General features: G+C 71.0%; 18 protein-coding genes. 11 read left to right on the top strand and 7 right to left on the bottom strand.

From position 1 onward, the window contains the following. Positions 1–60: 60 nt before the first annotated feature. The gene (locus ACFVH5_RS38745) at positions 61–3,873 is read right to left on the bottom strand and encodes a S8 family serine peptidase (RefSeq protein WP_385838394.1); all 3,813 of its coding nucleotides are present in this window, start codon (positions 3,871–3,873) and stop codon (positions 61–63) included. A gap of 721 nt (positions 3,874–4,594) precedes the next feature. On the opposite strand from ACFVH5_RS38745, the gene ACFVH5_RS38740 reads away from it, so the two are divergent. Beyond that, positions 4,595–5,914, top strand: coding sequence for an NtaA/DmoA family FMN-dependent monooxygenase (locus ACFVH5_RS38740; protein WP_385838392.1), 1,320 nt, complete (start codon positions 4,595–4,597; stop codon positions 5,912–5,914). Positions 5,915–6,128: 214 nt separating this feature from the next. On the opposite strand, the gene ACFVH5_RS38735 is transcribed toward ACFVH5_RS38740, so the two are convergent. The 3 genes from ACFVH5_RS38735 to ACFVH5_RS38725 form a co-directional block, all read right to left on the bottom strand. After that, entirely contained in the window at positions 6,129–6,680 is a 552-nt protein-coding gene (locus ACFVH5_RS38735; protein ID WP_385838391.1) for a PepSY domain-containing protein, read from the bottom strand. A 93-nt stretch (positions 6,681–6,773) separates the two neighbouring features. Beyond that, positions 6,774–8,090 (bottom strand): sensor histidine kinase, encoded by a 1,317-nt coding sequence (locus ACFVH5_RS38730; RefSeq protein WP_385838390.1) that lies wholly within the window; start codon positions 8,088–8,090, stop codon positions 6,774–6,776. Beyond that, positions 8,087–8,779, bottom strand: a complete 693-nt coding sequence (locus ACFVH5_RS38725) for a response regulator transcription factor (protein WP_385838389.1) — start codon at positions 8,777–8,779, stop codon at positions 8,087–8,089. The genes ACFVH5_RS38730 and ACFVH5_RS38725 overlap by 4 nt, the downstream gene beginning before the upstream one ends. A 102-nt stretch (positions 8,780–8,881) precedes the next feature. On the opposite strand from ACFVH5_RS38725, the gene ACFVH5_RS38720 reads away from it, so the two are divergent. Then, positions 8,882–9,409, top strand: coding sequence for a hypothetical protein (locus tag ACFVH5_RS38720; protein ID WP_385838388.1), 528 nt, complete (start codon positions 8,882–8,884; stop codon positions 9,407–9,409). 36 nt (positions 9,410–9,445) lie between these two features. On the opposite strand, the gene ACFVH5_RS38715 is transcribed toward ACFVH5_RS38720, so the two are convergent. Then, positions 9,446–9,913 (bottom strand): excalibur calcium-binding protein, encoded by a 468-nt coding sequence (locus tag ACFVH5_RS38715; RefSeq protein WP_385838387.1) that lies wholly within the window; start codon positions 9,911–9,913, stop codon positions 9,446–9,448. A gap of 214 nt (positions 9,914–10,127) precedes the next feature. Between ACFVH5_RS38715 and ACFVH5_RS38710 the strand changes: the two genes are divergently transcribed. The 3 genes from ACFVH5_RS38710 (at position 10,128) to ACFVH5_RS38700 (ending at position 12,573) form a co-directional block, all read left to right on the top strand. After that, positions 10,128–10,673, top strand: coding sequence for a hypothetical protein (locus ACFVH5_RS38710; RefSeq protein WP_385838386.1), 546 nt, complete (start codon positions 10,128–10,130; stop codon positions 10,671–10,673). Positions 10,674–10,780: 107 nt separating this feature from the next. Further along, complete coding sequence (locus tag ACFVH5_RS38705; RefSeq protein ID WP_385838395.1) at positions 10,781–11,887, top strand: sensor histidine kinase; 1,107 nt, start codon at positions 10,781–10,783, stop codon at positions 11,885–11,887. Next, positions 11,884–12,573, top strand: a complete 690-nt coding sequence (locus ACFVH5_RS38700; protein WP_384804149.1) for a response regulator — start codon at positions 11,884–11,886, stop codon at positions 12,571–12,573. Before ACFVH5_RS38705 ends, ACFVH5_RS38700 begins: the two co-directional genes overlap by 4 nt. A 59-nt stretch (positions 12,574–12,632) precedes the next feature. Here ACFVH5_RS38700 and ACFVH5_RS38695 read toward each other — a convergent pair whose 3' ends face one another. Continuing rightward, positions 12,633–13,247, bottom strand: a complete 615-nt coding sequence (locus ACFVH5_RS38695; RefSeq protein ID WP_385838385.1) for a helix-turn-helix domain-containing protein — start codon at positions 13,245–13,247, stop codon at positions 12,633–12,635. A 149-nt stretch (positions 13,248–13,396) separates the two neighbouring features. Between ACFVH5_RS38695 and ACFVH5_RS38690 the strand changes: the two genes are divergently transcribed. Together ACFVH5_RS38690 and ACFVH5_RS38685 are read left to right on the top strand one after the other, a co-directional pair. Then, on the top strand, positions 13,397–14,041 hold the full coding sequence (locus tag ACFVH5_RS38690) for a class I SAM-dependent methyltransferase (protein ID WP_385838384.1): 645 nt from the start codon (positions 13,397–13,399) through the stop codon (positions 14,039–14,041). A gap of 162 nt (positions 14,042–14,203) precedes the next feature. After that, complete coding sequence (locus tag ACFVH5_RS38685; RefSeq protein ID WP_385838383.1) at positions 14,204–15,784, top strand: MFS transporter; 1,581 nt, start codon at positions 14,204–14,206, stop codon at positions 15,782–15,784. A gap of 117 nt (positions 15,785–15,901) precedes the next feature. Here ACFVH5_RS38685 and ACFVH5_RS38680 read toward each other — a convergent pair whose 3' ends face one another. Then, positions 15,902–16,300, bottom strand: a complete 399-nt coding sequence (locus ACFVH5_RS38680; protein WP_385838382.1) for an STAS domain-containing protein — start codon at positions 16,298–16,300, stop codon at positions 15,902–15,904. Positions 16,301–16,620: 320 nt separating this feature from the next. Here ACFVH5_RS38680 and ACFVH5_RS38675 point away from each other — a divergent pair, with 320 nt between their 5' ends. From ACFVH5_RS38675 to ACFVH5_RS38660, 4 genes are all read left to right on the top strand, one after another. After that, positions 16,621–17,172, top strand: a complete 552-nt coding sequence (locus ACFVH5_RS38675) for a SigE family RNA polymerase sigma factor (protein ID WP_385838381.1) — start codon at positions 16,621–16,623, stop codon at positions 17,170–17,172. Then, entirely contained in the window at positions 17,169–18,539 is a 1,371-nt protein-coding gene (locus ACFVH5_RS38670; RefSeq protein WP_385838380.1) for a PQQ-binding-like beta-propeller repeat protein, read from the top strand. The genes ACFVH5_RS38675 and ACFVH5_RS38670 overlap by 4 nt, the downstream gene beginning before the upstream one ends. 214 nt (positions 18,540–18,753) lie before the next feature. Continuing rightward, on the top strand, positions 18,754–19,395 hold the full coding sequence (locus tag ACFVH5_RS38665; RefSeq protein WP_385838378.1) for a DUF1707 domain-containing protein: 642 nt from the start codon (positions 18,754–18,756) through the stop codon (positions 19,393–19,395). A 17-nt stretch (positions 19,396–19,412) separates the two neighbouring features. Continuing rightward, positions 19,413–20,258 (top strand): SDR family oxidoreductase, encoded by an 846-nt coding sequence (locus tag ACFVH5_RS38660; protein WP_385838377.1) that lies wholly within the window; start codon positions 19,413–19,415, stop codon positions 20,256–20,258. The last annotated feature ends 228 nt before the right edge of the window (positions 20,259–20,486 follow it).

Genomic DNA, 20,486 nt, shown 5'->3' with positions numbered 1-20,486 from the left:
GGGCTACCGCGGCGCCCAGGAATCAGGCGCCGCAGTAGCCCCGTACTCGGCCGGCTCCGGTCAGCCGACCCCCACCGCCCGCATCACCGTCTGCGTGACGGAGTTCCCCCGCGCATCGGACGCGTGGACCCGCACCGAGAGGAAATCGGCCGTCCGCGGAGCGGCGAGATGGGTGAGCGCGCCCTTGGACGACGTGGACAGCGAGGCCCGCCGCCAGCTCCGCCCGTCGTCGTACGACACCTCGACCTTGTCGACCCGGGTCGCGGCGACGGAGACTCCCGGCACATGCGAGGCCGTGACCAGCACGGACGCGGTCCGCTCGGCCGTTCCGTCGGCCGCGGTCGGGATCAGGTAGTCGAGCTGCACCAGCGGCAGCAGACCGCTCTCACCCTTCCTGGGGGTCGCCGACGCGAAGCCCCACTCGGTACGGGTGGAGGTCGAGTACGGGAATCCCTCGGTGCGCTCCGTCGTGGTCACCAGACGGTAGTCGGCCCTGGCCGCCGGCACCTCGCCCGCCACGGAGTAGCCGTCGGAACCCGCCACCAGGGTGTTGCCCCGGTACAGCTCCGTCCGCTGCGAGGTCGTACCGGTCCCGTAGGTGCTCACATGACCGTTCGTACCGTCACCCCAGCCCGGCACGTACGCCTCGACGGTGTCGCCGGTGCGCCGCGGCAGGGTCTCGCTGACGTTGACCCGGGGCCGCTGCACGGGCCCGAACCACTGCACGTACGTGCTCCGCCCGGCCGGGTAGGTGACCACGCCGGACTTCTGCGTCGCGAAAGCCGTCGTCGCCTCCTCCATCCACCGGACCTCGCGGTCCGGGGTCACCCAGTCGGTGCGCCGCGCCCCGGAGTGGGACAGCCGCTGCATACCGATCTTCACGCCGAGGTAGGGCTGGATGTCGTAGCGGAACTCGTCGACCTCCTTCGCCGGGTCGTTCCGGAAGTCGACGTCGACGCGGGCGAGCTGCCGTTCGGTCGGCGCGTACGTCGGCTTCTCGGGGATCTTGTCGTGCCAGGAGCGCACGAGGTCGTACAGGTAGCCCGTCTTCGCGTGGGTGACCGTGCGCATCGCGACGGAGCCGTCCGGGCTCGCCTTGATGCGGTCGATCAGTGCCGTGCCCTCGGTGCGGGACAGGCCCACGACGGTGAGCGGGGTCTTGCGGACGGGCTCGCGGAGCCTGCCGTCGACGTCGTTGACGATCACCAGCAGCGCGACACCGGCCTTCTCCGCGGACTGCACCTGGTCGGCGGCAGCGGCGGCGGCCTTTCCGGCCGTGAGGTCCTCGTCGCCCTCCTCGTCCCCGTCGTCCTCTTCGTCCTCCGGGAGGTAGTTCACCACGGCGATCCTGCCCCGGGCGTCCAGCCCTTCGTAGTCCTCCGTCAGACCGGCACCGGCGTGGACGGCCCGCAGCGTGCGGTCGCCCTCGGCCGGGTCGGCGGATCCGGGCTGGACCCACAGGTCGTCGAAGTCCTGCTTCCCGGAGGTCAGGCTGACGAGGGGCTGCTGCATGCGCCAGCGGGCCGTGTAGGTCAGCTCGCCCGAGGCGGGCCTCACGGTCGGCAGGGCCCACAGGCTGTCGTACCCGCTGCCGACCGTCCAGGAGTCGACGACCGGAGGCGAGTCGTCCCCGAACGTGCGGCTGAAGTCGACCCGGACATCGCTGTCCGTGCTGGCCTTCGGCGTCACCACGCGGGTCCGCACCAGACGCGTCCCGTCGAGGGTGACGTCCGTGTCGCCGCGCACCTCCACGGTGGGCGCGCTCAGCAGCGCCAGGCCCCGCGAGGACTCGCCGTGCGTTCCCTCGACCGGTGCCCAGACCCAGACCGTGTACGTACCGGGCCGTACGAGAGCGTCGAGCGCGCCGCCGGCCGCGTTCGCGGACTGGGCGTACTCGTCGCCCTGCCGCTGCCAGTTGACGAAGACGAGCGACGGGCTCGGATCGCCGGCGCGGTCGGTCACCTGGACGCGCAGATGGAAGGGCTCCTCGTACGTGCTGACCCCGAGGAGCGACCTGGTCAGCGTCCTGCCCGAGGCCTCGGCGGTGAGCTGTGCCGTGTAGCGCTGCTCGGTGGCGGCCCGGTCGAGATGGGTGGTCACGGTCGTCGACGCGGAACCGCCCGCGGGGACGACGAGCTGCTTGTCGGCGACGGTGAACAGGCCCGCGGGCGCCGTCTCCGTGGCGGTCACCGACAGGTCGACCGTGACCGGCTCGGCGCCGTCGTTGCGCCACCTGACCGTCTTCTCGACGGTCTCGCCCGGCTCGCTGGTGGTGTGGATACCGGCGTCCACCGTGCCCGTGGCGAACAGCGTTCCCTCGGTGGCGGCGACCGTGTCGACCCGGCCGTTGCCGCCCGCGTCGGCCGGGTTGTCCGGCGTGGCCTTCGACCTGCTGACCAGCGCGTCCTTGATCTCGGAGCCGGTCCAGCCGGGATGCGCCGCGGCGACCAGCGCGGCGGCACCGGCCACATGCGGGGTCGCCATGGACGTACCACTCTTCGCCGTGTACGAGCCGGAGCCCGACGTGTACTGCGAGCGCGCCGCCAGGATGCCCACCCCCGGCGCGGTGATCTCGGGCTTCAGGGCGTCGTCCCGCAGCCGGGGACCGCGGCTGGAGAACTCCGCCACGGTGTCGTCCGCGTCGACGGCGCCCACGGTGAGCGCGGCGTCCGCGGCACCGGGAGCCGCGACCGTGTGGTCGTACGGTCCGGCGTTGCCCGCCGCGACGGCGAACAGGGTGCCGGTCTCGGCGCTGAGACGGTTCACGGCCTGACTCATCGGGTCACTGCCGTCGGAGGGGCCGTTGGAGCCGAGACTCATGCTCACGACCTTCGCCTTGGCGTCACGGGCCGCCCACTCCATGCCGCTGATGATCCAGGAGTCGTAACCGTTGCCCGCGTCGCTCAGGACCTTGCCCACGTGCAGCCTCGCGCCCGGCGCGACCCCCTTCTCGACGCCGCCCTCCGAGGCGGCTCCGCTGCCGGCGATGGTCGACGCCACGTGGGTGCCGTGCCCGTTGCGGTCCGTGACGTCCTCGCCGGGTACGAAGCTCTCCGACGAGTCGACGACGTCCTTCAGGTCGGGATGCCCGCTGTCGTAGCCGGTGTCCAGGACGGCGACGTCGACACCCGCACCGGTGTTGCCCTTCGCCCAGACCTCGGGCGCGCCGATCTGCGCGGTGCTGTCCGCGAGTTCGGCCTCGACCTTGCCGTCGAGCCACACCTTCTGGATGCCGCCGGCCAGCTTCGGGGCGCTTTCGGCGGCGCTCGCGGTCGTGGTCGCCGTCTTCGCCTCGGGCGCGGTCAGGTCGCTCCAGAAGGCTTCGGCCCGGGTACGGTCCTGGACGAGCGCGGTGCTGTTGATGCTGCTCAACGCCCGCGCCCCGGTGGCCCCTTCGGGCAACGACGTGGCGTCCGACCTGCGCCGGGCGGCGGAGGCGTAACTGACGATGAGGGGCAGGCCGTCGGCGTGGGTGTCCCCGTACCCCTCGGCCAACAGGCGGGTGACGTTGAAGAGTTCGGGATCGAGCAGGCCGGAGCCGACATAGGTGTCGGCGGACGACGGGTACACGTACGTGTCGTCGCCCTGCCGGGTGATCCGCGCGTCGGCACGCAGACCGTCCGGCCCCTGTACGGAGACGGTGTCGGGACCGGCGCCACCCGGAGTGACGGTGACCTGATCACCTGTCAGCAGCGTGACGGTGTGGCCCTTGCCGTGGGTGTCGGTCCTTGAGGCGGTGGCCGCGCTGCCGGAACTGGCAACGTTGTCGGTGGGGGTGGACAGGTCCAGGTCGGCCGCGACGGCGGACGGGGTTGCCGTCAGCGCCACGAGGGCCGTTCCGATGGCCAGCAGTCTGTGTCTGCCGGGATGCATCAGTCGCACGGGCGTCCTTGATCGAGTCGATTGCAAGCGGACGGCTGGACACTAGCCATCCGATGACTGCTGCGGGAGAGGGTTCCCGGAAAGATCGTTCCGCGAAATGTGCTGGCAACGTGGGGAGTTGGGCGGCGGAGGGTGTGCAGTCCGGGTCCGGGTCCGGGTCGGGGTCCGGGTCCGAATGCGGATGCGGTGCGGAGCCGGGGTGCGGGGGTGCGCTCTTGACAAGGGCGCACCCCCGCAACGTACGTTCATTGCGCAATCACCTAGCGCGGGAGTCACCTTGAGCGCGTCACAAGGCAGGCCGGTCCGCAGCGCGGTGACGCTGCCGGTCTGGACGAAGCGTCGGCACGTGGACCTGTGCCGGACGCACGGCGCGCTCTGTAGCTGACCCCTTTTTCCGGAACTGACCTCGGTCGACCGACCTCGGTTCCGGCTCTCCCCGGCAAACCCGTGTGTGCCCCGCCCACCTCGCGCGCCTCGCATGTCCCTCGTGTTCCGCGCGTCCATGTGTCCGTGCGTATCGCGTGGTGCCGCGGCCTCGCCCGGTCGCGTCCGGTCCGGTGTGTCCGGCAGGTCCGGACGACACCCACACGCGCCGCCGGAATTCCTCCTCCCTCAGACGTCACCGGTGCCGGCCCGGTGTCGCTGTCGGGGTCGACCTGGACGTCGACACCGACGGCGACACCGCTCACGGACCGGTGGGAATGGACGATTCGTGAGTGCAGAACGCCCCAGGACGCTGAAGACCGTGACCGGAGCAGGCGGCACGTCCGAGACCTACGACCTGGCGATCGACCCGACCCGCTCGACGCTGGACACGGCCGTACGTGTGGCGAGACTCGCCGAGGCCGCGCGGATCGACGCCCTGTTCACCGCCGATCTGCTCAGCTTCGGCGCCCAGGGCCCGATCGGCTCGCAGGAACCGCTGGTCTTCGTCTCGGCGCTGAGCCAGGTGACCTCGCGGATCGGCCTGATCGCCACGGTCTCGACGACGTTCCACCATCCGTACAACCTGGCCCGGCTGTTCGGCACCCTCGATCACGTCAGCAACGGGCGGGCCGCCTGGAACCTGGTCACCTCCTCCATCGGCGAGGAGAACTTCGGCCCGGGTGACCTGCCCGGCCCCGAGGAGCGTTACGCGCGCGCCGCGGAGACCCTGGAGGTGGTCAACGCCCTGTGGGACAGCTGGGAACCCGGGGCGCTGACCGTCGGTGCGGACGGCAAGGCGGTGCTGCACCGCGACCGGGTGCATCCGATCGACCACTCGGGTCCGTTCTTCACCGTGGCGGGCCCGCTGAACATCCCGCCGCTGCCGCAGCGGCGCCCGGTGCAGATGCAGGCCGGTCAGTCGGAGGCCGGTCAGGCACTGGGCGCCCGGTACGCCGAAATCGTGTTCACCTCGCTGCCGACCCTGGACATCGCGGTGGACTTCACCAGAAAGATCCGGAGCCGGGCCGAACGGTTCGGACGGGCCGGCGGACTGCCGCTCGTCTTCAGCTCGTTGCACGCCACCTACGGCTCGACCGAGGAGGAGGCACAACGGCTCGTACGTGAGAGGCGGGAGTCGATCGACTTCGAACGCGGCCGTACCCAGGTGGCCGACATGCTCGGCGGGGGAGTCGACCTGTCGGAGATCCCGCTGGACGCGAAGCTGCCGGAGAGCCTGCTGCCCGACCTCACCTCGGTGAACCGCCGCCGAGGCCGCGTCGACATCTTCGCGGGCTACGCGCGCCAGGGCTACACCCTGCGGGAGCTCGTCGTCGCGGCCCAGGACACCGGGCACTGGGCCGCCGCGGGAACGCCCGAGCAGCTCGCCGACGCGGTCGAGGAACGGTTCCGGGCAGGTGTCCTCGACGTGATCTCGCTGAGTGGCCTCGCGGATCCGAAGCAGCACGATTTCGCCGTCAACGGCCTCCTCCACGAGCTGCGCAAGCGGAAGATCGTCGCTCCCGACTACACCGGCACCACCCTGCGCGAGAACCTCGGCCTCGAACTGCCGGCCCGGGCCACCGCGACCGCGACAGCCCGGGCCTGAACCGACCCGGCGACCGCGCCGCAACGGATACGGCGACCGGACTGCGCGGGGGCCCGTCGACCTCCGCCACGCTGTCACCCCGGGTGGCCGGCAGCAGTGGTCCGCTGCGAAGTCGACCGCCGCGGGCCGGGTGCCGGCCACGACCATCGCCACCGGCGTCACCCGCACGCTCTCACGCAGGTAGCGCCGCGGCCGGCACCCGGCAGTCGCAGGATCAGCCGTGGTGACGGCCGTGGCGCCCGTGACTGCCGTCGTCCTCGGAGCCACCGTGGTCGTCGTCGGACTTGGTGCGTGACCGCGTGATCTCGCCGCTGCCCCGGTCGACATGGACCTCGTACCGGCTGCCGTTCTTGAGGATCTTCACGCTCCACACCGCGCGGCCGTGTTCCGTCTCGGCCTCGACCTCGCTGATGGTTCCGCCGCCCACGTGGGCGAGCGCGATCTCCCCGGCGCGTCGGCTGCCCACCGACGAGTTCGGGTGCGTGGGGGTGGCCGTGGCTGTGGCCGGTCCGGTCGTGTCGTCGTCCGTTGTCGGAGCCGTGGTCGGCGCCCCGGACTTGGACTCGGATTCGGACTCCGACTGGGACGGGGACGCGCTCGGTGCGTCGGAGGCCGGTCCGGGTGAGGCCGATGCCGATGCCGAGGTCGAGGCCGACGACGTGCTGCGGGAGTGCGAGGCGTCGTCGCTTCCGCCTGCCAACGCGGTACCGGTGATCGCGGCGACCAGTGCTCCCGACGTGAGCAGGACGAGTGATGCGCGCTTCATGGCGAACCTCCTGTGATTGCTGGTGTTGAGGAGAGGTTCGCGCGGGCCGGGATAGGGCCGCGCTGCGGCAATGCTAAGAGCGCGCTAAGGCGATCACGAGGGAGGGGGAGAAGGAGGGAGAGGGGAGAGCCGGGGCGTGGGGGATCCCAGTTCCAGGGTCACGCGGGCGCCGCCCGACCGGCCGGTCGTCAGGGTCATGCGGCCGCCGCTGGACTGGGCGGCCCGGCGGGCGATGTCCAGGCCCAGGCCGGTGGATCCGCCGAGGCTGGTGCCCCGCTGGGCCAGGTCCGCCGACAGCCCGGGGCCGTCGTCGGCCACCGTGAGCACGGCCCCACCGCCGGGGCGGGGTGACAGGGTGACGGAGAAGGCGGTCCCGTCGGGGGTGTGGGCGAACACGTTCCCCAGCAACGCGTCCACGGCGGCGGCGAGTTCGTCCGCTTGGACACCGACGGGCATGGGGTCCTCCGCTGCCACGTCCAGGGTGACGGCCCGCCCGGTGTCCTCGGCCAGTACGGTCCAGAACGCCACCCGGTCGCGGAGCGCCGAGGCCGCGTCGCACTGCGCGTGCGCGTCCGCCTCCGGGCGGTGCCTGGCCTGGCTGATGAGGCCGGTGACCGCCCGTTCCATGGCGTCCACGCGGGCGGTGATCCGGGCGGCGTCGGTCCCGGTCAGTGATTCCGCCTCCAGCCGCAGGGAGGTGAGGGGTGCTCGGAGCCGGTGGGAGAGATCCGCGACCTGTTCGCGTTCCTCGCGCAGCAACTCCCGGATCCGGTCGGCGAGATGGTTGAGGGCGCCGGCCACCTCGCGCAGTTCCGGCGGCCCGTCGGGGCGGGCGCGGGCCGTGAGATCGGCCCGCGCGAGCCGGTGGGACACGGCGGACAGATCCGAGATGGGGCTCACCAGGGCGCGGCTGAGGCGGTCGGCCACGAGCAGCCCCAGCAGCAGGAGCGCGACGCCCAGACCGGCGAGTACGAGCCAGGCCTGCGTGACCCCGCGGGTCAGTTCGGCGGCGGGCACGAAGGCGCGGATGACAGCGGTGCCGTCCGGGCGGCCGAGCACGGCGACGACGATCTCGCGTCCGTCGGCCCGTTCCACGGTCCGGCTGACCCCGGCCAGGCCGGCGAGGCGTACGGCACTGGTCCTGGCCACCGGGGTGCCCAGGACCGATCCGTCGGCGAGGAAGACGGTGAGCGGCCCCCGGGCCCCGGCGGCCACGTGCTCGACGCTGGTCCGCAGGGTCGCCGGGTCCGCGGTCCCCACCAGCGAGACGAGGCTCTGCGCATCCGCGTTGGCGGCGACGGTGGCACGGTCCTGCGCGACCGTACGCAGCAGCAGTGCCAGGGGTACGACGAACGCGAGGAGCGCCAGGCACATGGTCGCCGCGACGAGCAGGGTCAGCCGGCGTCTCATGCCGGGTCCGCGGGCGCGCTCAGCCTGACACCGACACCTCGTACGGTGTGCAGATAGCGGGGTTCCTGCGCACTCTCGCCGAGTTTGCGGCGCAGCCAGGACAGGTGTACGTCCACGGTTTTGTCGGCGCTTCCGTACGGCACCCGCCACACTTCTGTTAGGAGTTCCCGTTTGCTGACGACCTGTCCCGCCCGGCCGGCGAGATGGTGGAGGAGGTCGAACTCGCGGGGTGTGAGGTCGAGAACTGTTCCGGCGAGGCTCGCCTCGCGCGTGCCCGGGTCGATGCGCAGTTCACCGACGACGGTCGCTGCTGCGGGTTCCCGGGAGTTGGCGCCGCGCCGCAGCACCGCCCTGATCCGTGCCTCCAGTTGGGCGGCGGTGAACGGCTTGACCACGTAGTCGTCGGCGCCGGCGTCCAGCCCCCGGACGATCTCCGCCTCGTCGTCCCGGGCCGTCGCGATGATCACCGGTACGGGGCTGACCGCTCGCAGCATGCGCAGCAGTTCGATGCCGTCGAGGTCGGGCAGGCCGAGGTCGAGGACCACGAGATCGGGACGCTCGTCCAGCGCTGTCTGCAGTCCGCCCATCGCGGTGTGCGCGGCGGCGACGGCGTGACCGCGCTCGCGCAGGGCGCGGAGCAACGGCGTCCGTATCGTCGGGTCGTCTTCGACTATCAGGAGGTGAACCACAGCAGGCACGCTATCCGAGCGGTCGGGCAGGTCCGCGCTGTTAACCATCCCTTAGGCTTCCCCGGTGCCCGCCTTATCGACGGCCGGGGCATAGTCGTACACATGCCATCCCGTACTTTCCTCGCCCTGGCCGGCTGGACGGCCGCCGCCGTGGCCGCCACGCTCACCGGCCTGGCCGCCGTCGAGATCATCGGGGACGGGATCACCGGCTCCTCCGACGGCAGGACGCTCAGCGCGGAACAGGTCGAGCAGCAACTCGACGCGGCGCAGTCCTCGTCGTCGACCGGCCCCGGTGGGGGATCGGACACGGCGACACCGAGCGCGACTCCTGACACCGGGGAGCACACGTCCACGCCCACGTCCTCGGCCACCCCTGTTCCCACCGCCACCGGGGACGGGGTCCAGAAGACATTCTCCGCGCCGGGCGGCACGGCCATCGCAACATGCCAGGGAGGGACCGTACGACTGCTGTCGTGGGCCCCCGCTCAGGGATACGGAGTGAAGAGCGCCGACCCCGGCCCCGACGACGAACACGCCGACGTGAAGTTCGAGGGCGCCGCGGGCAAGGCAGAACTCCGAGTGCGCTGCGTGGACGGCCGCCCCATCGGCTCGTGGAAACAGGACGACTGACGCGGCTCGACGCACCGGACGCCGACGGACACGGGGTCACTGCTCGTCGCGGCTGCCTCTGGAAGCGAGACGGTGCAGTCGCCCGCGGCGGTGCAGCGCGACATGGCCGACGGCGAGCACCGCGCCCGTGGTGAGGCTCGCACCGATGCCGATGTCCCAGCCGGAGGGATGCGACGCGGAGGCGCCGCCGACGCCGGCACGCGCTCCGAGCGTGGGCAGCGCGGAGGAGGGGACCGAGGAGGGGGCGGAGGAGGGGGCACGTGAGGCCGGGGTGGTGAGGGCGACGCTACGGCGGGGCAGAACTTCGCAGGCGATGCCGTCGTCCGGGCCCTGGTCCTCGTCGAGCCGGTTCGGGTCACTGGGGTCCTGGTCGTACACGGCCTGCGCGTCTTCCTGGTAGGTGAAGTTGCGGCAGTCGAGGTCCTGGGCGTGGGCGGTACCGGTGAATGAGGCGACGGACACGATGGCACCGGCTATGCAGGCGAGGGTGACACGGCGTGGCATGAGTTCCTCCTACTGGCCCGAATGGCCATCGTGTCGACGCTAGGAAGAGACCGGCTCGGCGGCGCGCGATGGTGGGCCGGACGGGTGGCCGGTAGGCCGGCCCGACGACCGTGCCGGATCGGCCGCGGGTGGAGGCGACCCGGGGCCGAACTCCACCCGTACTTCCACCCGTGGGTCCAGGCGTTCCAGGCCCGGGAACGCCAGTCTTGAGGACATGACCACCACCGACTGGATCACCGATATCGCCCTCGTGCTCGTTGTCTTCCGGCAGCTGCGGGAAGGCCGTCTGGGCCTCAAGTCCTATCTGATCCCGCTGGGGATCGTGGCCTTCGTGGCCTCCCAGTACCTGCACACCATCCCCTCCGCGGGCAACGACCTGGTGCTGATCGGAGCGCTGGTCGGTGCAGGCGCCGCGCTCGGCGTCGCAGGCGGCGTCTACACCCGGATCCGCAGCGCCGACGGACACCTCTTCATCAAGGCGGGCGCCATATCGGCGGTCCTGTGGGTCCTCGGCATGGGTGCGCGCATGGGATTCCAGGTATGGGTCGACCACGGCGGCGCCGACGACGTGGGCCGGTTCAGCCTCGCCCACGACATCACCACCAGCCAGGCCTGGGTCGCCGCGTTCGTGCTGATGGCGCTCACCGAGGTGATCACCCGGCTGGCGACGATCTTCGTCAGGAGCCGTCTGGCGATGCGCGAGCCGCAGCTCTCCGTGGGCCCGCGCCCCGCCGCCGCAGCCCTCGACCACACGGTCTGACCGTGGGCTATGGTCGCGGCGTGTCCGCATCAGTGAGCGCCCCGCACCCCGGGCCGGCCCCCGACAGGGAGCCCGGCCCTCGGGTCGTGCCCCGCCAGGACCCCCGGCTGCAGTGGGCCATCACCCTGTCGGTCGTCGTCGCCTCGTTCGTGACCGTCCGCCCGCTGGACACCGGCGGTCGTGGTCTGGCGGTGGCCGCCCTGCTCGTGGTCAACTCCGTGGCCCTGATGGCGAGGCACCTTCCCGACGCCAAGGTTCCGCCCCGCGTCGCGCTCGTCTGGCTGACCACGGGTGTCCTGGCGGCCGCCGCACTGATCGGAGTGAGCCGCACCGGCTCCGGCTACCTGTTCGCCTACTTCATCGTCGGCCACATCGGCTACCGGCTCCCTCTGAAGCAGGCCCTCTCGCTCGCGGCTCTGACCAGCCTCCTCTGCAGCGGCGTCCTGTACTTCCGCCTGGGCCCCGGCCACGAGGCGCTGCCCTGGACCGTCGGCCTCACCATCGGCGTTCCGGTGGTGGCAGGAATCCTCAGCCGCAGCAGACAGCGCGCCATGGAGGCGATGCTCTCGTCCGCCGAGTCCGCCGAGCGGGCCGCCCGCGCCGAGGCCAGGACCGCCGTACTCACCGAACGTGGCCGCATCGCCCGGGACGTCCACGACGTACTGGCCCACTCGCTGGCCGGAATCAACATGCAGTTGGAACTGGCGGACGCCCTGATCGACACCGGCGACCTGGAAAAGGTCCGCGAGGCGAACAACAAGGCACACAGCATGGTCAAGGAGAGCCTGAAGCAGGCCCAGTGGACCGTGCACGCGCTGCGGGAGGACTCCCTTCCGCTGCTCGACAGTCTGAGCGCGATGGTCGAGTCCTCCGGCCACCGCGATGCCCTCACCGTCACCGGAACCGTCCGCGAACTGCCGGCCCAGGTCACCCAGAACCTGCTGCGCATCGCGCAGGAGGCGCTGACCAACGCCGCCCGGCACGCCCCGGGCGGTGACGCCGGGGTGGAGCTGACGTTCGACGCCGCATCGACGACACTGAGAATCCGCAACGGGCCCGCGACCCGCGAGGTGACCGCGGGCGTCGGCAGCGGAATGGGGCTGATCGGGATGCGTGAGCGCGTCGCCCTGCTGGGTGGCACCATTACCGCGGGCCCCGTCACCGAGGGCCCCGACCAAGGCGGCTGGCAGGTGGAGGCAGTGATCCCGGGATGAGTGAACCGACCGATGACACGCAGCGGTTGAAGGCGGATGACACACAGCGGTTGAAGGTGATCGTCGCCGACGACCAGGCCGCCGTCCGCGAGCCCCTTGCCGCGGTGCTCGGCATGTCCGAGGACATCGAGGTCGTCGCCGCCGCGGCGGACGGCACCGAAGTCCTCGCCGCCGTGGCCGCCGCATCGGTGGACGTCGTCCTGATGGACCTGCGCATGCCCGTGATGGACGGCATCGAGACGACCCGCCGCCTGAGCGAGGAACACCCCCAGGTCGCCGTGGTCGTGCTCACCACCTTCGCCGACGACGAATCGATACTGGCCGCACTGGGCGCCGGAGCCCGCGGCTATCTCACGAAGAACGCGGGGCGCCAGGACATCATCCGAGCGATCCGCGCCGCCGCCGCGGGACAGTCCGTGCTCGACCGAGAGGTCCAGGACCGTCTCCTCGCCACCGCCCGCGCCCGTCCGTCGGCCCCGGACCAGGCACTTCCGCCGGACCTGACTCCACGCGAGCGCGAGGTGTTCACCCTCATCGGCCAGGGCCTGCCGAACCGGGCCATCGCCGAGAAGCTCTTCATCAGCGAGGCCACGGTCAAGACCCACATCAACAACCTGTTCGCCAAGGCCGGCATCCGGGACCGCCCCGACGCCGTACGCCGGGCCATCGCGGCGGGCCTGGCCTGACCCTCGGTCTGCGAGCCCTCCCACTGACCTCGGACTGACCTCTCACTCGGCTCATCGACTCACTCGACTGGCTCGGCTCGCTCGGCCGGGACTTGCTTGGGCGCGGCCCGGACGTGTGCGCGTTGGCCCTGTCTTCCGATGAGGCTCAGGAACTCGACGGGACCGGCGTCGGTGGCCCCGAACCAGTGCGGGGTGCGGGTGTCGAACTCCGCGGCCTCCCCGGCCCGGAGGATCAGGTCGTGCTCCCCGAGGACGAGGCGGAGCGTTCCGTTGAGGACGTAGACCCAGTCATAGCCCTCGTGGGTACGCAGGTCGGGTTCGGCGTCGTCGTTTCCGGTCGGCAGGACGAACTTGTAGGCCTGGATGCCCCCGGGCCTGCGGGTCAGCGGCAGGACGACCGAGCCGTCACCGCAGGGGATGGGACGCAGATTGATACGGGGATCGCCCGTCGGCGGTGCGTCGACCAGCTCGTCGATCGTGACCCCGTAGGCGCGAGCAAGCGGAAGCAGCTGCTCCAGTGTGGGGCGCCGCAGCCCCGCCTCCAGCCGGGACAGGGTGCTGGTGGAGATGCCGGTCTCCGTCGCGAGGTCGGTGAGCGTGACGCCCCTGTTCAGCCGAAGACGCTTCAGCCTCGGTCCGACGGCGTCCAGAGTGCGGTCGATCGCTTCATCCATGCCGCCATTTTGCCATTCGGCAACGACGTTTGCTGAATGGCCCCACCCCTCTGCACTGTGAAGCACGAACCGAAACACGAGCCGAGGCAGGAACCGAGGTTCGGACCGAGAAACGCACCTGCAGAGGGGTCACGTACATGGAGGGCGCAGTGGCGACGCACGGATTCGACTTCGACAAGGAATATTGGGAACGGCACTGGCAACAGGGGTCGGCCGACCGACCCGGATCCATGGCCGGCAACCCGCCGAACCCGTACCTCACCCGTGAGACCGACGGCCTGACACCGGGCACGGCCCTGGACGCGGGGTGCGGCAGCGGTGCCGAGGCGATCCGGCTCGCCTCCCGTGGCTGGCAGGTCACCGCCGCCGACATCTCGTCCGAGGCGCTCGCCCTGGCCGCCGAGCGCGCGGCGGAGAGCGGTGCCGCCGAGCGGGTGCGGTGGGTCGAGGCGGATCTGGGCAGCTGGCGCCCGGATACGCGGTTCGACCTGGTCATGACCCACTACGCCCACCCGGCGATGCCCCAGCTGGAGTTCTACGACCGCATCGCCGGATGGGTGGCCCCCGGCGGCACGCTGCTCATCGTGGGACACCTGCACACCTCGGGCCCCACCGGGCACGGACACCACCATCCTGCCGAGGCGTCGGCCACAGCCGAGGCCATCACCGCGCGCCTGGACGGCGGGGAGTGGGAGATCGTCACCGCCGAAGAGGGTCCTCGTACGCTCACCGGCCGCGGGGGCCGAGCCGTCCCCCTCCACGACGTCGTCGTACGCGCCACCCGACGCCCCTGATCACACACGCGTGATCACACACTCCTGGTCACCCGCCCCAGATCGCACGCGCGAGACCACACCTCCCTGATCACACGACCCACGCCCCACGTCGCCGGGAACCGCTGCCGCGGCGCCGCGTCCCGCTGCCCTCGTCAGAGAAGTCCCGTGAGAAGGAATCCCATGAGTACGAACCTGTCCCCGGGCGCGCAGGCTCCCGACCCGACCATCCAGGACCCACGACAACGGCGGGCCGTCCTCGTCGGCGTCTGCGTCGCGCTCATGGCCGTCATCGCCTCGGTGTCCGGACTGAACGTCGCCCAGCCGGAGTTGACCGTCGCGTTCGACGCCTCGCAGGCCGAGGTCCTGTGGTTCATCAACCTCTACACCATCACTCTGGCCGCGCTGCTCCTGCCGCTCGGCGCGCTGGGCGACCGGTGGGGGCGCAGACCGATGCTGGTCGCGGGCCTGCTCCTCTTCGGTGTGGCGAGTGCGGCGGCCGGCCTCGCCACGTCGGCCGAGATCATGCTCGCCGCGCGCTTCCTGAGCGGCGTGGGCGCAGCCATGATCATGCCGGTCACCCTGTCCGTCATCACCTCCACCTTCCCGGACGAGGAGCGCTCCAAGGCGATCGGCGTGTGGACGGGCGTCGCCGGCGGGGGAGGCATCCTGGGGATGTACCTGTCGGCCGTCCTGGTCGACCTGGCCAGCTGGCGGTGGCTCTTCGTCCTGCCGGTCGTGCTCGTCGTCGTCGCCGTCGTCATGGCACTGCGATCCATCCCGGACTCGCGCGAGGAGTCGCCGCACGCGTTCGACGGCATCGGTTCGCTGACGTCCGTGGTCGCGGTGGTCGGGCTCGTCCTCTTTCTCCACGAGGGCCCCCAACAAGGCTGGACCGCGCCCGCGACGCTCCTCAGCCTCCTCGTCGGCGCCGTCGCAGCGGCCGGATTCGTGGCGTGGGAGCTGAAGCGACAGGCTCCACTCCTCGACGTACGCCTGTTCCGGGAGCGAGGTCTCGCGAGTGGGTCCTTGTCGCTCCTGACGGTCTTCGGAGTGCAGGCAGGGATCTTCGTGGTCCTCTTCCCGTACTTCCAGGCGGTGCTCGGCTGGTCCGGTCTTCGCTCCACCCTGGCGCTCATGCCGATGGCGCTGCTGATGATGGTCGCCTCCGGCCTCGCACCGCGGGCAGCCGCGCGCATCGGCAGCCGTTCGACGATGGCCGCGGGGATCTTCCTGGGCGGAGCGGGACTGGTCCTCATGGCCGCCTTCGTCTCCGTCGACGGCGGCTACCTCTCGATCCTCCCCGGCATGCTCGCCATGGGAGTCGGTATGGGGCTGACGATGACACCCTCCACCGAGGCCATCACGGCCGCCCTGCCCCGCGAACGTCAAGGTGTCGCGTCCGCGCTCAACGACGTCACGCGGGAGTTCGGCACCGCGCTCGGTGTCACGCTGCTCGGAGCGGTCCTGACCGCCGGCTACCGCAGCGCCATCGACTCCCGGCTCGACGGAGTACCGGAAGCCGCCGCCGACAGAGCCCGTGAGGGCGTCACCAACGCGCTCACGGCCGCCGACGGCACCGATCCGCACGCGCAGGGGCTGGTCCGGGCCGCCCAGGAGTCCTTCGTCGACGGCTGGCAGCAGGCCATGTGGGCAGGCGCGGCGGTCATGGCGATCCTGTTCGTCCACGTTCTCGCGCGCGGCCCGAAGCAACGGGGGCCTGGCACGTCAGCGGAACGGGGGCCTGGCGCGTCAGCGGGATGACGGTCATGCAGTTGCGGGTGAATGGCGGCAGGTGCACCCGGGGGTCTGGATCGGCCGGGGCGCCGACGAGTTCGTCGACCGGCACCTGGTAGGCCCTGGCCGCCTTCGCGGGCCGGGCTACCGATGGGCCGTGACGACGGGTGTGGGGGCGGGCGTGTCGTCGAGGGTTGCCGAGAGCGGGATGTGGTCCAGTGCGGTGAGCCGCAGCAGGTGCCGGATGCGCGGCTGATCGCTGATCAGCCGAATGCCGCCGCTGTGGGCGCGGGCACGATCATGGGCGCGGCTCAGCATGTGCAGGCCGCTGGAGTCCATGAAGGACACCGGCCGCAGATCGACGATGACGTGTGGGACGGGCTGTCCGGTCGCGGCGTCGAGATCGACGGCGATCTTGTCCACGGTGAACACGTCGATCTCTCCGTGGAGTTCGACCACCGTGGCCCAGCCGCGCGCAAAGCAACGGGCATGGGCGCCGGGCAGATCTGTCGTGGGCAGTGGGCGGGAATCGTGCAGCGGCATGAGGGCCTCACCATGAACGTCGTCCGGGTCTCCGTACACTGCGGCACGGCAATGCGGAGTTCGTGCCGATCTGTTGCTGCAGGCTCACGGGGTCCAGGTCGCCTCACTCGCACGGTAGGGCGCTGTGGGCACGCAGAAACGATATGCCTGTCCGCCGTATCACTCGATCGAATGAATGATGGCCAAGTGGCTTGCGGTGGGCCCGTGAAAGCGCTGTCACGCCTTTGAAGCCCTGACCTCGGAGCAGAAACTTCCAATCGGGAGGCATAGATCGTCAGGGGTCGGCGCGTCCTTGGGTGCGTTGGGGAAGGGGAGGGCCCATGGATCCGCAGGACCACGAGAGATTCCGGGACTACGTCGAAAGCCGGTGGAGCACTCTGCTGCGCCTGGCGAACCTGCTGACCGGCGGCGACCGGCACGAGGCCGAGGACCTGGTGCAGACCGCTCTGATGAAGGCGCTGAGCCGCTGGCGGCACATCGAGGACCCGGAGGGCTACGTACGCAAGGTGATGTACCGGCAGCAGATCAGCCGCTGGCGCCTGCGCCGCCCGCATCGCGAGCCGACGTTCGCGACGCCGCCGGCCGATTTCGGCGTCGCCGACGGGACGTCCGCCGCCGACCTGCGGATCACCGTGGGCCAGGCGCTCGCCCGGCTGACCCCGCGGCAGCGCACGATGCTGGTGCTGCGCTATTTCGAGGACCTGTCCGAGACGGAGGTGGCAGCCGCTCTGGGCTGCTCCGTGGGCACGGTGCGCAGCACCACCCACCGGTCGTTGGCCCGGCTGCGCCGTCTCGCACCGGAGCTGGACACGTCGGAGCGGGCCGCGGCCGTCGTCCCCGGCCGCAGCCTGCCGAAGGGAGCCCACACATGAACGGCGACCAGCTCGACCGCGTGATCCGGGACGTCCTGCACGAGTGGACCCCCGACGATCCGAGCGCCCCCGCGGGCGTCGCCGACCGCCTCGTGCGCCGCCATCGGCGCCGCACCTTCGTGCGGGCCGCCGGCGCTGTCCTCGGCGTCGCCGGCATCACCTTCGGCGCGGTCCTCGCCACCGGCGCGGGCGGCGACGACGGGCCGCAGCCACCCTCCACACGGGTCAGCAAGGAGAGCAGGCTCCTGTGGCAGACCACGTTGCCCGGTACGTCCTGGGACGCCTGCACCACGGGTACGGGGGCCGTCTACTGCCGTGGGGTGGAGTTCGACGGCATCGGCGTGGACGCCCGTACCGGAAAGGTCGATTGGCGGCAGAAGGCCCAGGACGTCAACGGTGGCCGCTCCCCGGCGGGCTCGCTTCCCGGAGCCAGGGACGGCGTGCTGTACACGTACGCCGACCACTCGCCGGGGGCTTCCCGGGCCGGTACCGATCTCGTCGCCCTCGACATCAAGGCACAACAGGTGCTGTGGAAGCACGAGTTGGCGGACGACAGCCGCAACCGTTCGTCCGCCGTGCTGTTCGACGGCGGGGTCCTCGCCAACTCCCCGACCTTCAAGAGCGTCGTCGCGCTCGACGACAGGACGGGCCACTCGCTGTGGACGTACTCGTGGAAGAAGGCCGACTGCGACCGGACAGCCATCGGTGGCGTCCCCTACCTGATGTGCTCGCCGGACAGCGACAAGGCCCCGCAGCTCAGCACCGTCGTCCGGCTGGACCCGGAGACCGGCACGCCGAAGACGGTCGCGACCGTCGAGGGCCCGACCGCCTACATCGGCACGGACGGGGACACCGTGCTGCTGGGAGGTATGGCCGGTGGACAGAAGTTCTTCGGTGACGCGGGTCCGGCCACCCTCACCCGCGTCGACCTCGGCTCGGGCGAGGTGTCTCAACACCGCGTCGACGGCCTGCCGATGGGCCCGGTCGCGGACGGCGTCGTCCTGGTGACCGGCAGGAACGGCGACGTCATCGCGTACTCCGCCGCCGACGGCCGACGGCTCTGGTCCCACGCGCTGGGGCTGAAACTGCGCAAGGAGTCGGGCGATCCGACCATGCGGGAACTGCCCTCGGCCGCCGTGGTGGACCTCGACAGCAGGGTGGCGTACTACCTCGATCCGTCCGGGCATCTGGTGGGTCTCGACCTGGACAGCGGCGCGGTGCGCTGGCGCGGCGCGGTGGACGTGCCGAAGAGCCCGGTGGAGGCCGGGATCGCCCCCGAGCTGATGCTCTACGGCCGGGGGCTCATCGGCCAGATCGGCGGCGAGCTGTTCCGGATCGAGCCGAAACCGGCCGGGACGGGCTCGTAGCCGGATCGCGAGGAGGCCGTGTGGGACCCGGCGGGGGAACCCGGGTCCCACACGGTGTGCCGTACGAACCGGCGCTGACCACTGGTCCTTCGTTGCTTCTCCGTTGGTCCTCCTTGAGGTCGGGTCGGAATGCGTGTCGCGATACAGCGCTAGTCTTTCTCTCGCGCCGCTGACCGCGTCGCGCGGAGACGTTCGACCGGACCAGGACGGAAGCATGTCGGAAGAGATCTCGCCCACCGGGAAGCCTTCCGGGCCCGGTTCGTCGCCCGAACTGCGTGCTTCGCACGCGGACCGGGACCGGGTGGTGGACGTGCTGCGCATCGCGGCGGGAGACGGCCTGCTGACCGCGGACGAGTTGGACGAACGCCTCGAAGTCGCCCTGTCCGCAAGGACCTTGGGTGAACTGGCCACGCTCACCGCCGATCTGCCGCCGACCGTGGCCACGGTCGGCGGGACCGGGGTGGAAGCCAAGGACGTCGTGCGGATCGAACAGGTCTTCAGCGGCGCGATCGAGCGTGTGGGGCACTGGGTGGTGCCGCGGAGGCTGGAACTCGTGGTCACCTTCTGCGAGGTGACACTCGACTTCACCGAGGCAGTGATCACGCACGACACCCTGCGGATCGATGTGGCCATGACGGGGAAAACCCTGACACTGGTCACGAAGCCGGGCGTCGTGGTCGACATGGACGGTCTGCAGCTGGTGCACAGCAGGGTCAAGTACCGTCAGGCGCCCGCGAATCCTGATACGCCGGTCGTTCTGCGCGTGGAACTGGTCGGCCAGAAGGCGCACGGCCGCGTGGTGGTGCGGCCCGCACGCCGGACGTTCGGACAGTGGCTGCTGCGCAGGTCCGCGTAGGTCTGCGGTGTCACCTCGTGACGACCTTGATCATCGGCGGCAGCGGCTTTCTGGGCACTGAGCTGATCCGACAGGCGGCGGCAGCCGGGCAACCGACGGTCGCGACCTACGCGACCGAACCCGGCCGTGCCGTCCAAGTCCACTGGCGGCACCTCGACGTGCGGGACCCTGAACAGGTGGACGCGGTCGTGGCCGACGTCGGCGCCCAAGTGGTCGTCAACGCGTCGAGCGGCCAGGCGGACTGGGAGGTCACCGCCCAGGGCCCGGTCCGCGTTGCGATGGCAACGGCGAGACATGGCTACCGTCTCGTTCATGTCTCCAGCGACGCGGTCTTCTCCGGATCCCGGTTCCACTACGACGAGTTGAGCCTCCCCGACCCCGTCACCCCGTACGGAGCGGCGAAAGCGGCGGCGGAGACCGGGGTCCTGCTCGTACACCCGCGAGCCGTCGTGGCCCGTACCTCGCTGATCATCGGCGACGGCCGGTCCGGTCGTTCCGGCCATTCCGGTCACGAACGCACTGTGCATGAACTCGCTGCAGGCGTCCGCGACGGCTGCCTGTTCACCGACGACATCCGCTGCCCGGTGCATGTCGCCGACCTGGCTGCGGCCATCCTGGAACTGGCCCCGACGGACGCCCAAGGTGTTCACCACCTTGCAGGTGCAGACGCTCTGAGCCGTCATGAACTCGGCACTCTCATCGCCGAACGCGACGGCATCGACGCCTCCCGGTTGCCCACCGGCCTGCGCGCCGGGAGTGCGTTTCCCGGCCCCCTCGATGTCCGGCTCGACAGCCGCGCGACCCAGCGGAAACTGCGCACCACGCTACGAGGCGCCCGCCGGTTTCTCGCCGCACAGGTGTGACCCTCGGCCCCGGTGGACGCGTGCGGCACCACCCGGGTTGCCCCGGTGGGCACAGCAACCCGGCCTTCCGCCGGGCGGCCCGCGCGACATGTTCGGGATCATGTCCTGTTGCTCTCTGGTGGTAGCCGGTTTCGCCGTGTAGCGTCATCCCCAGATGTCGTGGTTCGCAGTACCTGCCCGCGCTCCGGTGCGGGCATTTTGCTGTGCAGTGCAGGACCAGGGCGATCA

The sequence above is a fragment of the Streptomyces sp. NPDC127119 genome, from assembly GCF_042677425.1.
Lineage (GTDB): Bacteria > Actinomycetota > Actinomycetes > Streptomycetales > Streptomycetaceae > Streptomyces.
This window is presented reverse-complemented; position numbering and strand designations above follow the sequence as displayed.

Coding starts and splice junctions, on each gene's coding strand:
- ACFVH5_RS38745 (WP_385838394.1), bottom strand. CDS start 3,873: ATGCATCCCGGCAGACACAGACTGCTGGCCATCGGAACGGCCCTCGTG.
- ACFVH5_RS38735 (WP_385838391.1), bottom strand. CDS start 6,680: ATGAAGCGCGCATCACTCGTCCTGCTCACGTCGGGAGCACTGGTCGCC.
- ACFVH5_RS38730 (WP_385838390.1), bottom strand. CDS start 8,090: ATGAGACGCCGGCTGACCCTGCTCGTCGCGGCGACCATGTGCCTGGCG.
- ACFVH5_RS38720 (WP_385838388.1), top strand. CDS start 8,882: ATGCCATCCCGTACTTTCCTCGCCCTGGCCGGCTGGACGGCCGCCGCC.
- ACFVH5_RS38715 (WP_385838387.1), bottom strand. CDS start 9,913: ATGCCACGCCGTGTCACCCTCGCCTGCATAGCCGGTGCCATCGTGTCC.
- ACFVH5_RS38710 (WP_385838386.1), top strand. CDS start 10,128: ATGACCACCACCGACTGGATCACCGATATCGCCCTCGTGCTCGTTGTC.
- ACFVH5_RS38700 (WP_384804149.1), top strand. CDS start 11,884: ATGAGTGAACCGACCGATGACACGCAGCGGTTGAAGGCGGATGACACA.
- ACFVH5_RS38695 (WP_385838385.1), bottom strand. CDS start 13,247: ATGGATGAAGCGATCGACCGCACTCTGGACGCCGTCGGACCGAGGCTG.
- ACFVH5_RS38685 (WP_385838383.1), top strand. CDS start 14,204: ATGAGTACGAACCTGTCCCCGGGCGCGCAGGCTCCCGACCCGACCATC.
- ACFVH5_RS38680 (WP_385838382.1), bottom strand. CDS start 16,300: ATGCCGCTGCACGATTCCCGCCCACTGCCCACGACAGATCTGCCCGGC.
- ACFVH5_RS38675 (WP_385838381.1), top strand. CDS start 16,621: ATGGATCCGCAGGACCACGAGAGATTCCGGGACTACGTCGAAAGCCGG.
- ACFVH5_RS38670 (WP_385838380.1), top strand. CDS start 17,169: ATGAACGGCGACCAGCTCGACCGCGTGATCCGGGACGTCCTGCACGAG.
- ACFVH5_RS38665 (WP_385838378.1), top strand. CDS start 18,754: ATGTCGGAAGAGATCTCGCCCACCGGGAAGCCTTCCGGGCCCGGTTCG.